This window comes from Streptomyces violens, from assembly GCF_000717745.1.
Lineage (GTDB): Bacteria > Actinomycetota > Actinomycetes > Streptomycetales > Streptomycetaceae > Streptomyces > Streptomyces violens.
On record NZ_JOBH01000018.1, the window covers coordinates 109,364 to 123,468 of the forward strand.

Consider the following 14,105-nt stretch of genomic DNA (forward strand, 5'->3'; position numbering starts at 1 on the left):
ATCACCGATTATCGCCGAGGTGTCCCTGTTTGGGGGGTACCGGAGGGGAATGGTCCGCCTTACAGTGCGGCGGCTGCGCGGGGGGCGGCCGGTACGGTGCGGAACCCAGGTGCGTCAGGAGGGAGTGGGGCGGGATGACGGAGCGGGAGTCCGGACCGGTACGAGAGGTGGCGGAGGCGTGGGACGCGCTGGTGGCCGCGGCGCGGCGCACGGTGGCCGACGGGCTGGTGGTCGGCACGTCGGGGAACGTCTCGGTGCGGGCCGGCGGGCTGGTGCTCGTCACGCCCAGCGGCGTCCCCTACGACCGGCTCGGGCCGGCCGACCTGGTGGCGGTGGACCCGGCGGACGGGCGGCAGGTGGCCGGTGCGCTGAAGCCGACGAGCGAGCTGCCGATGCACCTCGCGGTGTACCGCCACACCAGTGCCGCCGCCATCGTCCACACCCACGCGGTGCACGCCACCGCTGTCTCCACACTGGTCCCCGAACTCCCGCCGGTGCACTACATGACCGCGGCCCTCGGCGGTACCGTCCGGGTTGCCTCATATGCGACGTACGGCAGCCAGGAGTTGGCCGACAACATGCTGCACGCGCTGCGCGACCGCACGGGCGTGCTCCTGCAGAACCACGGCACCCTCACCTACGGCGACACCCTCGACCAGGCGTACGACCGTACGGCGCAGCTGGAGTGGATGTGCCGGCTGTGGCTGACCGCCGCGTCCGTCCCCGGCCACACGCCGTCGCTGCTCTCCGAGGACCAGCTCGCCGAGGCGGGCGAGCGGCTGCGGGGGTACGGGCAGCGGTGATGCGGGCCGCGGTGATGCGGGCAGCGGTGATGCGGGCAGCGGGGCGGGCCGCGGGAGGCCGGGTCCGTCACCCGGCCGGAGCGGCCCACTGGCCAGGCGCCGCCCGGCTCCCCAGACTGGGGAGGGTGCGCCTGGGTACCGCGGCGGCTGCGGCCGTCACCACCGTGATCGGTACCGGAGCGGCCGCGTTGGCGGCCGGCCGGTATGCCAGCGACGTCGCTCTGAAACCCGCCCCCGACCGGCCGTTCCCGGGCGACGGGCGGCTGACGGTGCACGCCACCACAGCGGACCGGGTCACGCTCACCCGCAGCCTGTCCGCGCTGCGGCCCGGCCGGTACGGCCTGACGGGCCGCGACTGCCACGCGGTCATCGGCCCGGTGTGCGACGACGAGCCGCACGCCGCCGACACCGTCGTCCGGCGCCTGGAGCGGATCACCCACGGGACCCTCGCGCGCGGCACCCGCCTGCGGCTGACCCCGCAGGTGCACCTCGGCAGCCCCTCCGACGCGCTCGGCCTGGAGTGCGCGGACGTGGACGTGCCCGGCGAACTGGGCGCGCTGCCCACGTGGTTCGTGCCGGGCGACCGGGAGACCTGGGTCATCGCCGTGCACGGCCTCGGCACGACACGGGAGCACCCGATGGTCGTGATGCCGTTCCTGCAACGCCATCACTTCCCGGTGCTGGCCCCGGCATACCGCAACGACCTCGGCGCGCCGCGCACCACGGACGGCATCGGGCACCTCGGGGACACCGAGTGGCGCGACGTGGACGCGGTGATCCGGTACGCGCTGCGGTACGGCGCGCGCCGGGTGATCCTGCACGGCTGGTCCACGGGCGCGACGATGGCGCTGCACACGGCGGCCCACTCCGTACTGCGCGACCGGATCGCCGGGCTGGTGCTGGACTCGCCGGTACTGGACTGGCGCGCGACGGTACGGGCGCTGGCGGCGGCCCACCGGGTGCCGCGCCCCCTGCTGCCGCTGGCCGTGCGGGCCGCCGAGGGGAGCACGGGCCTGCACTCCGACCGGCTGGCCGAGGCGCGCGACCCGGCGCTGCTCTCCGTACCGACGCTGATCTTCCACGGCCCCGGCGACACCATCGCCCCCTGGGCGGCCTCCCGCCGCCTGAAGGCGGCCCGGCCCGATCTGGTCAGCCTGCACACCGTCGGCGACGCCCCGCACGGCGCCATGTGGAACGCCGCGCCCGAGGAGTACGAGGAGTCGCTGCGGCGGTTTCTGACGCCGTTGATGTAGGCCGCTGACGTCGTGGTCGGTGCGGCGGCCGCGCCGGTCCGCCGGACCTGGCACGGAGGGGCCGACGACCTGGCACGGGGTGCCGAGGGGAGGGGGGCGATCATGGGCGGATCGGGCAGGAGCGGACCTTCCGAAGAACGCAATCCGCCTTCCGATTGGGTTTTCGGGCCCACAAGAGCAAGACTGCTCCTGTGACGTCCCGTACTCCGCGCGACTCCCGGCTCCGCCTCGTCCCCAGACAACCGATCGCCGCCGCCCGCCGCGCGGTGAGCACCCGGTCCGCCAGGCCCGCGACACGGCCGCCCGAGGGCACTCCGCCGCCCGCGGAGCTGGCCCGGATGGCGCGCAACGGACTGGCGGGCGCCGTTCGGGTGGCCCGCTGGGCCGACCGCGCGCGGGGCGAGGGCGTGGGCGCGTGCGCGGGCCCCGACGGCTCGCTCCCGGACGCCGCGGCCGAGGAGGCCGCCGCCGAACTGGAACTGACGCCGGAACAGGTGCGGGCCGACTGGGACCGGGCCCGGCTGGCCGGACTCATCGAGCTGCACGGCGGGGAGGCCCGGCCGGGCTGGCGGCTGCGCGCCTGGGACCGCGACGACTCGGCGGCGCTGCGCGGCTGGGTCGCGCTCTTCGACGCCTGGTCACTGGCGCGCCCCGCCCCGAAGGCCGCGCGCCCCGGAGCGGTCGCCGAGGTGATCGAGGCGCTGCCGCAGGTGCTGTCGCTGCTGTATCTCTCGTCGGGCCCGGTCCAGGTGGCCGACCTCCTGGAGCTGCTCGACCAGCGCATCGCCGAACTCCGCACGGAGCGCTGCGAGGTGCCGTACGAAGGCCCGGCGGCGGACGCGACCGCCCGGGACGCGGAGCCCGTCGGACAGGAACCCACCGGCACCGCCTCGGATGCCGATGGCCAGGCCACTGAACGTGCGCCCGAAGAACCGGCCGCCGCCGGGGCGGACGCGGCCCGGGCCGCCGGTGACGCCGACACCGAGCTGCCGTCCACCGAGGTGTCGTCCGCCGAGCTGCTGGACTGGGCGCTGGGTGCGCTCGCCGCGGTCGGCGCGCTCGTCGTACGCGGCGCGAACGGCGCTCCCCGGGCGCGGGCGGCCGGGGACGCCGCCGTACTGCTGCGGGGCGGCGAACCGGCCGGTGAGCGGCAGGCCCGGCTCACCCCGCTCGGCAGCTGGGCCGTGTGGGTCAAGCTGGAGCAGATCTGCGTGGCCGCGCAGAGCCCCGCCGGCAACATCGAGCAGTCCGCCGAGGCGATGCTGCGCGGCTGCGCGCGGCTCACCCCGGGCCCCGCCCGCGCCGAGTACCGGGCGTGGCTGGCCGCGCGCTCGGCCGGCAGCGCGGTCGAGGAGCTGCTGGCGGTCGCCCGCGGCGACGACGCCCTGCTGCGCGGGCTCGCCTTCGAGGCGCTGCGCGCGGTCGGCGCACCGGCCGAGCCCGCCGTACGGGCCGCGGCCGACGAGCCGGCCCTGCGGCCCTACGCCCTGCTGTGGCTGGTCGAGCACGAGGGCGGCGACCCGGAGACCGCGCCGGACGTGCTCACCCGCGAGGAGTCCACCTGGCTGTGGGTGGACACCGCGGCGGCCGTCGCCGACCATGGCGAGAGCCGGCTGCTCGTACGGCACCTGGACTCCGCCGTGCAGGGCTCCGTGCCGCGCCTGCTGGAGGAAGTACGCGCCGTCGGGCACCCGCGCACCGTCCAGGTCCTCGTGGCGCTGGCCGCCGCGCACCCCGACCCGGCCCTCGCCAAGGCCGTCCGCCGCGCGGCCTTCCAGGTCCACACGGGCGGCGCCTGACGCCCGGCCAGGGGCGCGGCTCTCAGGCGTCCGCGTCCTGGGTCGACGGGGCGTACGTGCCGAAGCTCCAGACGTTTCCCTCCTTGTCGCGGGCCATGTAGTCACGGGAGCCGTAGTCCTGGTCGGTGGGCGGCATGAGGATCTCCGCACCGGCCGCGGCGGCCTGCTTGTGATGCGCGTCGACATCGGCGACGGCGACATAGACACCGGTCGGCCCGGCGTCGCCCATCGCCTCGGCGAAGACGCCGCCGCGGCCCTTGGCGCCGATCATGATCGTGCCGTTGCCGTACGACAGCTCGGCGTGCAGCACGGTGCCGGACTCGTCCTCGTACAGCGCGCCCCTGGTGAAGCCGAAGGCGGTCGTCAGGAGCTCGATCGCGGCCTTGGGGTCGGCGTAGAGCAGCGTCGGGCAGATGGAGGGAGGCGGGGTGGCGGGCATGGTCTCGGTCCCTTCGCGAGCCGGTGTGGCCTGACTCACACAAGTCTGCCAGCGGGGTCTGACAACGCCACCTGACCTGCGAGTTCACCCCTTCCGGCGGGTCTCGTCGCAGGGGCCCGGCGGGGGTGGCGGTGGCCGGGAAAACTGCTTGCACGCCACCGTTAGACTGGCCCTATGGCAATTCTCCTTGTGCATTAGACGGCGCCGGCCCGTCGCTCCTCATGGAGCGCGCCGCGTTGCGGCTTCTCCCGCCCGTCAGTCCCGCCGTCCACCCTGCCCTGGAGTCTTTCCGTGATCACCGCCTCCGGCCTCGAGCTGCGCGCCGGCGCCCGAGTCCTCATCGAGTCCGCCTCTTTCCGTGTCGCCAAGGGCGACCGCATCGGCCTGGTCGGCCGCAACGGCGCGGGCAAGACCACCCTGACCAAGGTCCTGGCGGGCGAGGGCATCCCCGCCGCCGGCACGGTCACCCGTTCCGGTGAGGTCGGCTACCTCCCGCAGGACCCGCGCACCGGCGACCTGGACGTGCTGGCCCGCGACCGCGTGCTCTCCGCGCGCGGCCTGGACGAGGTCCTGCGCAAGATGCGCGAGAACGAGGACCGGATGGCGGGCGGCAAGGGCGCCACCCGTGAGCGCGCGATGAAGAAGTACGAGCGCCTGGAGACGGAGTTCCTCACCAAGGGCGGATACGCCGCCGAGGCGGAGGCCGCGACCATCTGCGCCAGCCTCGGCCTGCCCGACCGCGTCCTCGCCCAGCCGCTGCACACTCTCTCCGGTGGTCAGCGCCGCCGCGTCGAGCTGGCCCGGATCCTCTTCTCGGACTCCGACACGCTCCTCCTGGACGAGCCGACCAACCACCTCGACGCCGACTCGATCGTCTGGCTGCGGGACTACCTCAAGACCTACCGCGGCGGCTTCATCGTCATCTCCCACGACGTGGACCTCGTCGAGACCGTCGTCAACAAGGTGTTCTACCTGGACGCCAACCGGTCCCAGATCGACGTCTACAACATGGGCTGGAAGCTGTACCAGCAGCAGCGCGAGGCCGACGAGAAGCGCCGCAAGCGCGAGCGCGCCAACGCCGAGAAGAAGGCCGCCGCGCTGAACACCCAGGCGGACAAGATGCGCGCGAAGGCCACGAAGACCGTCGCCGCGCAGAACATGGCCCGCCGCGCCGAGAAGCTGCTCTCGGGCCTGGAGGAGGTGCGGCAGTCCGACAAGGTCGCCAAGCTGCGCTTCCCGAAGCCCGCCCCGTGCGGCAAGACCCCGCTCACCGCGGAGGGCCTGTCCAAGTCGTACGGCTCGCTGGAGATCTTCACCGACGTCGACCTGGCCATCGACAAGGGCTCCCGGGTGGTCATCCTCGGCCTCAACGGCGCCGGCAAGACGACCCTGCTGCGGCTGCTCGCGGGCGCTGAGAAGCCCGACACCGGCCAGGTCACCCCCGGTCACGGCCTCAAGCTCGGCTACTACGCGCAGGAGCACGAGACGCTCGACCCGGACCGCACGGTCCTGGAGAACATGCGCTCGGCGGCGCCGGACCTGGACCTCGTGGAGGTCCGCAAGACCCTCGGCTCCTTCCTGTTCTCGGGCGATGACGTGGACAAGCCCGCCGGCGTGCTCTCCGGCGGCGAGAAGACCCGGCTGGCGCTCGCCACCCTGGTCGTCTCCTCCGCCAACGTCCTCCTTCTGGACGAGCCCACCAACAACCTCGACCCGGCCAGCCGCGAGGAGATCCTCGGGGCGCTGCGCACGTACGAGGGCGCGGTGGTCCTGGTGACCCACGACGAGGGCGCCGTGGACGCCCTGGAGCCGGAGCGGATCATCATGCTGCCGGACGGCGTGGAGGACCTCTGGGGCCCGGATTACGCGGATCTGGTGGCGCTCGCCTGACCGCCCGCGGCGCCCGGTGCCGCGCTCGCCCGGCTGTTCGCGGTGCCCGGCACCGCGCGGCACGGGCCGTAGGGCATCTTGATCAACGCGGTATGGATCATTCGGCCGACGGGTGATCCATCATCTGAGTGAGAACGGCTCGTACCCGGCGCGGCGCGCCGCACGGGCGGGACCGGACGGCTACGGATTCCGCGGCACTTCGCTCCGTACCCTCTGACCTGGCCCTTCTTCGTACGCCTCGGCGCAGGCGGCCACGTAAGGCCCTTGGAATCCGTAATTCCGAGCCGTCGTGCGCCGCCGCGCGCGCCAAACGATGTCCTACGGACCTTGCCGAATGGGTGGCCAGGACGGGCGCGAGGGGTGATCATGAGAGTCCAGAGCGCACTTCCCATGAGGAGGCACGGGTGGCCGAGACTCTGAAGAAGGGCAGCCGGGTGACCGGCGCCGCGCGCGAGAAGCTCGCGGCAGACCTGAAGAAGAAGTACGACTCCGGAGCGAGCATCCGGGCGCTGGCCGAGGAAACCGGCCGCTCCTACGGATTCGTGCACCGGATGCTCAGCGAATCCGGTGTGGTCCTGCGCGGTCGCGGTGGGGCCACGAGGGGCAAGAAGGCCGCCTCGGCTTGATCTGAGGCGGCCCGCGACTCCGAAGAGCCGACGGTGCCACCCGGTCGAAGAAGCGATCGACCGGGTGGTTACTGTTCAGTTAACTTAGCGGTTGCTGGTACAGGCTGTCGGCCGACTCGGAGGCGCGTGATGAGTAGTTCCCTGACCCTGCTCGACAAGGACGGTGTCCGGCTCACCGTTGACGACGCCGTCGCCACGGTGACCCTCACCAACCCTGCGAAGCGCAACGCGCAGTCGCCCGCCCTGTGGCGGGCCCTGGCCGAAGCGGGGCAGCAGCTTCCCGGGAGTGTGCGGGTCGTGGTGCTGCGCGGCGAGGGCAAGTCCTTCTCCGCCGGCCTGGACCGGCAGGCCTTCACTCCCGAGGGCTTCGAGGGCGAGCCGTCCTTCCTGGAGATGGGGCGCGGCCCGGAGCACGAGATGGACGCCCTGATCGCCGAGTACCAAGAGGCGTTCACGTGGTGGCGGCGGAACGACATCGTGTCGGTCGCCGCTGTCCAGGGGCACGCCATCGGTGCCGGGTTCCAGCTCGCGCTCGCCTGTGACCTGCGGGTGTGCGCGCAGGACGTGCAGTTCGCCATGCGTGAGACGAGCCTCGGCCTGGTGCCGGACCTCACCGGCACCAAGCCGCTCGTCCATCTCGTGGGCTACGCCCGGGCGCTGGAGATCTGCGCCACCGGGCGGTACGTCCACGCGGAGGAGGCCGAGCGCACGGGTCTCGCCAATCTCGTGGTGCCCGCGGACCAGCTCGACGGCGCCGTCACGGATCTCGCGGCGGCGCTGCTCGCCGCGCCCAGGGACGCCGTCATCGAGACCAAGGCCCTGCTGGCCGGGGCCGTGACGCGCTCGCTCGACGAGCAGCGCGCGGCGGAACGGGCGGCGCAGGGCCGCCGGCTCCGCGACCTCGCGGGCGCGGGCGAGTAACGCCCGCCTCAGTACGCCGGAGGAGTAACGGGGGCGCCTGACCGGGAAGTATCCCTGCGGCGGTGCGCCGGGGCGTGCGAGGGGCGAGTCCGCGTCGTTCCTCGTCCACTCGGCGTATCCCGGCGGCGCAAAGCCCCGGTCCCGCCTAATGTGGGCCACGGAGCGGCATCAGATGTGCTGTTCCGTCCGCTCCTTCCGCGGAAAGGGACGATGGCGATGAGCGACACCGCACAGGGCGGCCAGCCGCAGGGTGAGGGCGCGGCCAGGAAGACCCTCGGGACCAAGCGCGGCGGCGGCGACCCGGCGACCCGGGGCCGCACGACCATCGCGGACGGCGTGGTCGAGAAGATCGCGGGCATGGCGGCCCGGGACGTCATGGGCGTCCACGCGATGGGCAGCGGCTTCGCCCGCACGTTCGGCGCGGTACGGGACCGGGTGCCCGGCGGCCGGTCCGTCACGCGCGGCGTGAAGGCCGAGGTCGGCGAGGTGCAGACAGCGCTGGACCTGGAGATCGTCGTCGAGTACGGCGTGGCGATCGGCGAAGTGGCCAAGGCGGTACGGGAGAACGTCATCGCGGCGGTCGAGCGGATGGCGGGCCTGGAGGTCGTCGAGGTCAACATCGCGGTCAGCGACGTCAAGCTGCCGGACGAAGTGGACGAGGAAGAAGAAGCGGAGCCCAGGCTCCAGTGACGGCCCGACAGCAGTAACGGCAGCGAGGGAGTGCACGATGAGCATGGCCGTGGCCGGTCTGTTGGCCGGCATGGCGCTGGGCTTCGCCGGGTACTTCGGCGGATTCGGTGCCTTCTTGCTGGTGGCGGCGCTGGGCGCGGTCGGGTTCGTGGCCGGGCGGTTCCTGGACGGGGACCTGGAGCCCGGCGAGTTCTTCCGCCGCGCGGGCGGCCGCGAACGCGACGCCCGGCGGCGGTGAGGCGTGGCCGGACCGACCCCGCAGCCCGCCGTCCCGCCGGGACAGCGCGGCGCCACACGGGTCGCCGACCGGGTGGTCGCGAAGATCGCGGCCCAGGCGGCACGCGAGGCGCTGCGGCGCGGACCGGATGCGGTGCCGCGGGAGGACAGCGGGGCGCACGCGGACACCGAGGGCCCGCAGAACGACATGCCTCAGGGCGGTACCCCGCAGAGCGACACCCCGCAGAGCGGTACCCGCCCCCGCGACGTCCGTCCCGATGACGCCCGCGCCACCGTCGAGGTGCGCCGGCACAACAGCCAGGACACTCTCGGCGAGGCGCGCGTCAGGATCTCCGTCGAGCTCGGCTACCCCTGCGACATCGGCGCGGAGTGCGGTGCGGTGCGTCGGCAAGTGACCGAACGGGTATGGGCGTTGGCGGGCATGACGGTGCCCGAGGTGGCGGTGCGGGTGACGCGCCTGCACTCGCCGCAGCTCAAGCGGGCCGGGCAGGGGAGAGTGCGATGAGGCGTACGGCGACCTGTGCGACGGGACGCGGAACATGAGCGAGCCGGACACGACGCGTCGGCTCCCGACGCTGGAGAAGACGCCGCGCGGACCCGGTGGCCCGGAAGGGCCCGAGCAGTCCGCCTCGGCCGCCGCGTACACCTCCGGCACCGGCGGCGGCAGGGCCGGCCGTTTCTGGTCGGCCCGGCGGGTGCCGGCCGCGCTGGTGGCGCTGGTACTGCTCGCGGTGGCCGGGCTCTTCCTGTACGACGTGGCCGCGGTGCGGGCCGGGCAGTCGGCCATGGCCTGGCGCCGGTGGCTCGCCGACGAGCTGGCGTCCCGCCCCCTGGACAGCCCCTGGGTGCTGGCCGCCGCGGCGCTCGCCGCGGTCCTGGGCCTCTGGCTGATCGTGCTCGCGGTGACGCCCGGGCTGCGCGATGTCCTGACGATGCGGCCCACGACGCCCGGGATACGGGCCGGGCTGGACCGCCCGGCCGCCGCGCTGGTGCTGCGCGACCGCGTCATGGAGGTGGCGGGCGTGCAGTCCGTACGGATCACGGTCTCGCGCCGCCGGGTGCGGGCGCGCGCCGTCGCGCACTTCCGCGAGCTGGACGAGGTGCGCGGCGACGTGGACGCCGCGCTCGCCGAGGGCCTGGAGCGGCTCGGCCTCGCCCGGCCGCTCGCCCTGTCCGTCCACGTACGCCGTCCCGGGAAGAGGTGAGCGGTGCCGATGCGTCAGGTACGGCGGGCGGTCAACCGTGTACTGCTCGGGGTGACCGGGCTGGTGCTGCTGGGCGCCGGCGGGCTGGTGCTGTTCGGCGGCGCGCTGCCGGGGGAGTGGCGCGCCGGACTGCCGGCAGGGTGGCCGTGGGCCGCGCCGGGTGACGTGCTGCTGCCCGCTGAGGACCGGACGCGCTGGACGGGTACGGGCTGGTGGTGGCCGGTGGTGATCGCCGCGCTCGCCGTCCTGGCCCTGCTCGCCCTGTGGTGGCTGCTGACCCAGTTCCGCAGCCGCCGGCTGCGCGAGGTCCTCGTCGACACCGGGGACGGCGAGGGCGCACTGCTGCGCGGGCGCGCCCTGGAAGACGTCCTTGCGGCCGAGGCGGAGAGCGCGGACGGGGTGCACAGAGCCGTCGCGCATCTGACGGGACGGCGCCGCGAGCCCCGCGTACGGGTCCGGCTCCTGCTGGAACCGCACGCGGATCCGGCCGGCGCGGTGGACCTCCTCGGCACGCAGGCGGTGGCACACGCCCGCGAGTCGGCGGGCCTGCCGGAACTCCCGGCGGAGGTCAGGCTGCGGGCCGTACGGCACCGGGCCGAACGCGTCAGCTGACGCCCGCGCGGGAGCTCACGTACCAGCAGCTCCTTTGTTCAGAACCCGTGCCGCGCCCCGCCGTCGATGGGCAGCATGACGCCGTTGACGTACGACGCCGCGGGGGAGAGCAGGAAGGCGGCGGTGCGGCCGAATTCTTCCGGGGTGCCGTAGCGGCGCAGCGGGATGGTCGCGGCGTTGCGGGCGCGGGATGCCTCCGCGTCGCCCGACAGCTCGTCCAGCTGCTGCATCCGGTCGGTGGCGATGCGGCCGGGGAGGACGCCGAGGACGCGGATGCCCTGCGGGCCCAGCTCGACGGAGAGCGACTTGGCGAAGCCGGCGAGGCCCGGGCGGAGCCCGTTGGAGATGGTGAGGCCGGGGATCGGCTCGTGGACGGAGCCGGAGAGGACGAAGCCGATCACGCCGCCCTCGCCGAGCGCCTGGGCGGCCGTGCGGGCCAGCCGGACCGCGCCGAGGAAGACGGAGTCGAACGCGGCCTGCCACTGTTCATCGGTGTTGGAGGCGGCGCTGCCCGGGGGCGGGCCGCCGACGCTGATCAGGATGCCGTCCAGGCCGCCGAAGCGGTCGCGGGCGGCGTCCACCAGGCGCTGGGCCGCGGCCGGGTCGGCGTTGTCCGCGCCGACGCCGTGGGCGCGCGGGCCGAGCTGCTTCGCGGCGTCGGTGGCCGCCTCCTCCGTACGCCCGGTGAGTACGACGTTCGCGCCGTCGGCGACGAGCGCACTGGCCGTGGCGTGGCCCAGCCCGCGGGTCGCGCCGGTGACGATGTACGTACGGTCGGTGAGTCCAAGGTCCATGGGGTCAGTCTGCCTTGAGCATCCCCGCCAGGGTGAAGGCGGTACCGATCAGGCCGACGTGGCTGAACGCCTGCGGGAAGTTGCCGAGCTGGCGGCCGGTCGCCGGGTCGTACTCCTCGGCCAGCAGCCCGAGGTCGCTGCGGAGTTCGAGGAGGCGGTCGAAGAGCTCGCGGGCCTCCTTCTGCCGCCCGGTGAGGTGCAGCGCGTCGGCGAGCCAGAAGGAGCACACCAGGAAGGCGCCCTCCTGGCCCGGCAGTCCGTCGGTCTTGTGGTGGGGCCCGTCGGCCCGCCGTGTGCTGTAGCGGTGCACCAGGCCGGTGGGGGTACCTCCCATGCCTTTAGGGCTATGGGGGAGGGTCAGCTCCCGGCGGACCGCGTCGACCGTGCCGATGACGCGCGGGTCGTCGCCGGGCAGGAAGCCGACGCGCGGGATGAGGAGCGTCGCCGCGTCCAGCTCTTCCGAGCCGTAGTACTGGGTGAACGTCCCGCGCTCGGGGTCGTACCCCTTCTCGCACACCTCGCGGTGCACCTCGTCCCGCATCGCGCGCCAGGCGTCGAGGTCCGCCTTCAGATTCGGGTACGCCTCGGCGGTGCGGATGGCGCGGTCGGCGGCGACCCAGGCCATGACCTTGGAGTGCACGAAGTGCCGGCGCGGGCCGCGCACCTCCCACAGGCCCTCGTCCGGCTCCTGCCAGTGTTTCTGGAGGAAGGCGAGCAGCGCTCGCTGGATGTTCCAGGCGTGCGGCTTGGCGGGCATCCCGGCGGCCCTGGCGAGGTGCAGGGATTCCAGGACCTCGCCGTAGACGTCGAGCTGGAGCTGATCGACGGCGGCGTTGCCGATACGGACGGGGAGCGAGCCGGAGTACCCGTCCAGCCAGGGCAGCTCCGCCTCCGGGAGCCGCCGCTCGCCCGACAGTCCGTACATGATCTGCAGATCGGCGGGGGAGCCGGCCACCGCGCGCAGCAGCCAGTCGCGCCAGGCCACGGCCTCCTCGGTGTATCCGGCGGAGAGCAGCGCGTTGAGGGTGAGGGTGGCGTCGCGCAGCCAGCAGTAGCGGTAGTCCCAGTTGCGGACGCCGCCGATCTCCTCGGGCAGCGAGGTGGTGGGGGCCGCGACGATGCCGCCGGTGGGCGCGTACGTCAGCGCCTTCAGCGTGATCAGGGAGCGGACGACGGCGTCGCGGTGCGGCCCGTTGTACGAGCACCGCGCCGACCACTCCTCCCAGTCCTCCAGCGTGCAGCGCAGCGCGTCGTAGGGGTCGATGCGGGCGGGGCGCGGCTTGTGGGAGGGATGCCAGGTGAGGACGAACGCGACCTGCTCGCCGGCCTCGACGGTGAAGTCGGAGCGGGTGCTGAAGCCCTGGCCGTACGTCGTCACCTCGGGCACGGAGTGCAGCCACACGGAGTCGGGCCCCGCGACGGCGACCCGGCAGTCCCCGACGTGCCGCACCCAGGGGACGGCGCGGCCGTAGTCGAAGCGGAGCCGCAGGACGCCGCGCATCTCGACGCTGCCCTCCAGGCCCTCGACGAGGCGGACGACGTCGGGGGCGCGGTCGCGCTGCGGCATGAAGTCCGTGACGCGTACCTTGCCGGTGTCGGTCGTCCAGACGGTGTCCAGGACGAGCGAGTCGCCCCGGTAGGACCGCTCGCCGTGGGCGCGGTGGTCGGCGGGGGCGAGCCGCCAGTGGCCGTTGTCGCGGTTGCCGAGCAGGGCGGCGAAGCAGGCGGCGGAGTCGAAGCGGGGCAGGCACAGCCAGTCGATGGAGCCGTCGCGGCCGACGAGCCCGGCGGTCTGCAGGTCCCCGATGAGCGCGTAGTCCTCGATAGGTGGATGCACGCTGTGACGACTGCCCGGTGGGGGCGGGAGCTATGCCGGAGCTAGTCCTTGGCCGCGGCTGCCTTGGTCGCGGAGGCGGCCGTCTCCTGCTCGGTGGCGGAGCCGGCCGTCTCCTGCGGCCGCTCCGGTTCGGCCGGGGCGGCGGAGCCGTCGGCCGTGGCGGCGGCAGCGGCGCGGTCCCGGCGCTCGCGGCGTACGAGGATCACCCAGCCGACCGGTACGGCGGCGGCGAACAGCCACCACTGGATGGCGTACGCCATGTGCGGGCCGATGCTGTCGTGGTCCGGCTCGGGGACCGGCTCGGGCTTGCCGCCCTCGGGCTCGGGGGCGGTCAGCTCGATGTAGCCGCCGAGCACCGGACGGTGCAGCCGCTCAGCCGCTTGCTTGCTGTTGATCAGCATGACCTGGCGGTCGGGGAGGCCCTTGGTGTCCTTGATCCCGCTCTCGGCGGTGGTTTCGTCGGGGATCGCCCGGCCGGTGACGGTGACCGTTCCCTTCGGCGCCGGCGGCACGTCGGGGAAGGTGGTGAGCGCGCCGCCGCTGGGGGCGATCCAGCCGCGGTTGACCAGGACGGTGGAGCCGCCGGTCAGCCGCAGCGGGGTGAGGACGTAGTAGCCGATGGTCTGCTCGTCGGCGGCGGTGCGGTTGCGCACCACGACCTCGCCCTTGGTGTCGTACCGGCCCGTGGCCTTCACCGGGTGCCAGCGGTCCGCCTCCGGGAGGTCGCGCCCCGGCTTCGCGAGGTCGGTGACCGGTACCGGCTTCGCGTGCAGCGCCTTGGCGATCTGGGCGTTCTGGGCGACCTTGTGCTCATGGCGGTGCAGCTGCCAGTAGCCCAGCTTGACCATGACGGGGATCAGGACGAGGCCCACGAGGGTGAGGATCACCCACTGCCGGGACAACAGGAAGCGGTACACGGTATTGACGGTACCTGTCACGATTCGGCCCCCGACGACAGGGTCCCGCCCAGCCCACCGGGCCACCTGGGAGCAACGAAGC

The 14,105-nt window shown here is 73.7% G+C and carries 15 protein-coding genes; 11 read left to right on the forward strand and 4 right to left on the reverse strand.

Features of this window, described 5'->3' with window-relative positions; genetic code table 11:
- Positions 1-134: 134 nt before the first annotated feature.
- The 3 genes from IF04_RS0129640 to IF04_RS0129650 all read left to right on the forward strand — a co-directional run bounded on the left by IF04_RS0129640 (position 135) and on the right by IF04_RS0129650 (position 3,855).
- Positions 135-803: a class II aldolase/adducin family protein gene (locus tag IF04_RS0129640; protein ID WP_030264652.1), complete on the forward strand. Its 669-nt coding sequence runs from the start codon at positions 135-137 to the stop codon at positions 801-803.
- A gap of 125 nt (positions 804-928) precedes the next feature.
- Positions 929-2,056, forward strand: coding sequence for an alpha/beta hydrolase (locus IF04_RS0129645; RefSeq protein ID WP_030264655.1), 1,128 nt, complete (start codon positions 929-931; stop codon positions 2,054-2,056).
- Between the two features lie 191 nt (positions 2,057-2,247).
- On the forward strand, positions 2,248-3,855 hold the full coding sequence (locus tag IF04_RS0129650) for a hypothetical protein (protein ID WP_245654552.1): 1,608 nt from the start codon (positions 2,248-2,250) through the stop codon (positions 3,853-3,855).
- A gap of 22 nt (positions 3,856-3,877) precedes the next feature.
- Here IF04_RS0129650 and IF04_RS0129655 read toward each other — a convergent pair whose 3' ends face one another.
- A complete protein-coding gene (locus tag IF04_RS0129655; protein ID WP_030264660.1) occupies positions 3,878-4,294 on the reverse strand; it encodes a VOC family protein in 417 nt (138 codons plus the stop codon).
- Between the two features lie 291 nt (positions 4,295-4,585).
- Between IF04_RS0129655 and abc-f the strand changes: the two genes are divergently transcribed.
- The 8 genes from abc-f (at position 4,586) to amaP (ending at position 10,475) form a co-directional block, all read left to right on the forward strand.
- A complete protein-coding gene (abc-f, locus tag IF04_RS0129660) occupies positions 4,586-6,184 on the forward strand; it encodes a ribosomal protection-like ABC-F family protein (protein WP_030264662.1) in 1,599 nt (532 codons plus the stop codon).
- 404 nt (positions 6,185-6,588) lie between these two features.
- Positions 6,589-6,810 carry a helix-turn-helix domain-containing protein gene (locus IF04_RS0129665; protein ID WP_006606369.1) on the forward strand — a complete coding sequence of 74 codons (222 nt, stop codon included), beginning with the start codon at positions 6,589-6,591 and terminating at the stop codon, positions 6,808-6,810.
- 129 nt (positions 6,811-6,939) lie between these two features.
- Entirely contained in the window at positions 6,940-7,731 is a 792-nt protein-coding gene (locus tag IF04_RS0129670) for an enoyl-CoA hydratase/isomerase family protein (protein ID WP_030264666.1), read from the forward strand.
- A gap of 216 nt (positions 7,732-7,947) precedes the next feature.
- On the forward strand, positions 7,948-8,421 hold the full coding sequence (locus tag IF04_RS0129675; RefSeq protein ID WP_030264669.1) for an Asp23/Gls24 family envelope stress response protein: 474 nt from the start codon (positions 7,948-7,950) through the stop codon (positions 8,419-8,421).
- A 37-nt stretch (positions 8,422-8,458) separates the two neighbouring features.
- Positions 8,459-8,659, forward strand: coding sequence for a hypothetical protein (locus tag IF04_RS0129680; protein WP_030264671.1), 201 nt, complete (start codon positions 8,459-8,461; stop codon positions 8,657-8,659).
- Between the two features lie 3 nt (positions 8,660-8,662).
- Positions 8,663-9,163: an Asp23/Gls24 family envelope stress response protein gene (locus tag IF04_RS0129685; protein WP_030264674.1), complete on the forward strand. Its 501-nt coding sequence runs from the start codon at positions 8,663-8,665 to the stop codon at positions 9,161-9,163.
- Positions 9,164-9,197: 34 nt separating this feature from the next.
- On the forward strand, positions 9,198-9,863 hold the full coding sequence (locus IF04_RS0129690) for a DUF6286 domain-containing protein (protein ID WP_030264675.1): 666 nt from the start codon (positions 9,198-9,200) through the stop codon (positions 9,861-9,863).
- A 9-nt stretch (positions 9,864-9,872) separates the two neighbouring features.
- A complete protein-coding gene (gene amaP, locus IF04_RS0129695) occupies positions 9,873-10,475 on the forward strand; it encodes an alkaline shock response membrane anchor protein AmaP (RefSeq protein WP_030264676.1) in 603 nt (200 codons plus the stop codon).
- Between the two features lie 38 nt (positions 10,476-10,513).
- Here the strand turns inward: amaP and IF04_RS0129700 are convergent, their stop codons facing one another.
- Genes IF04_RS0129700 through IF04_RS0129710 form a run of 3 tightly spaced genes read right to left on the reverse strand, consistent with a single transcriptional unit; the run spans position 10,514 to position 14,023 of the window.
- On the reverse strand, positions 10,514-11,269 hold the full coding sequence (locus tag IF04_RS0129700) for an SDR family oxidoreductase (RefSeq protein ID WP_030264677.1): 756 nt from the start codon (positions 11,267-11,269) through the stop codon (positions 10,514-10,516).
- Between the two features lie 4 nt (positions 11,270-11,273).
- A complete protein-coding gene (locus tag IF04_RS0129705; protein WP_030264678.1) occupies positions 11,274-13,106 on the reverse strand; it encodes a glycoside hydrolase family 15 protein in 1,833 nt (610 codons plus the stop codon).
- 41 nt (positions 13,107-13,147) lie between these two features.
- Positions 13,148-14,023, reverse strand: coding sequence for an SURF1 family cytochrome oxidase biogenesis protein (locus tag IF04_RS0129710; RefSeq protein WP_030264681.1), 876 nt, complete (start codon positions 14,021-14,023; stop codon positions 13,148-13,150).
- Positions 14,024-14,105 lie beyond the last annotated feature (82 nt).

Bases quoted from the DNA above. Each gene is read 5' to 3' on its own strand.
- amaP (WP_030264676.1), top strand. From the start codon at position 9,873: ATGCGTCAGGTACGGCGGGCGGTCAACCGTGTACTGCTCGGGGTGACC.
- IF04_RS0129655 (WP_030264660.1), bottom strand. From the start codon at position 4,294: ATGCCCGCCACCCCGCCTCCCTCCATCTGCCCGACGCTGCTCTACGCC.
- IF04_RS0129640 (WP_030264652.1), top strand. From the start codon at position 135: ATGACGGAGCGGGAGTCCGGACCGGTACGAGAGGTGGCGGAGGCGTGG.
- IF04_RS0129690 (WP_030264675.1), top strand. From the start codon at position 9,198: ATGAGCGAGCCGGACACGACGCGTCGGCTCCCGACGCTGGAGAAGACG.
- IF04_RS0129680 (WP_030264671.1), top strand. From the start codon at position 8,459: ATGAGCATGGCCGTGGCCGGTCTGTTGGCCGGCATGGCGCTGGGCTTC.
- IF04_RS0129675 (WP_030264669.1), top strand. From the start codon at position 7,948: ATGAGCGACACCGCACAGGGCGGCCAGCCGCAGGGTGAGGGCGCGGCC.
- IF04_RS0129700 (WP_030264677.1), bottom strand. From the start codon at position 11,269: ATGGACCTTGGACTCACCGACCGTACGTACATCGTCACCGGCGCGACC.
- IF04_RS0129670 (WP_030264666.1), top strand. From the start codon at position 6,940: ATGAGTAGTTCCCTGACCCTGCTCGACAAGGACGGTGTCCGGCTCACC.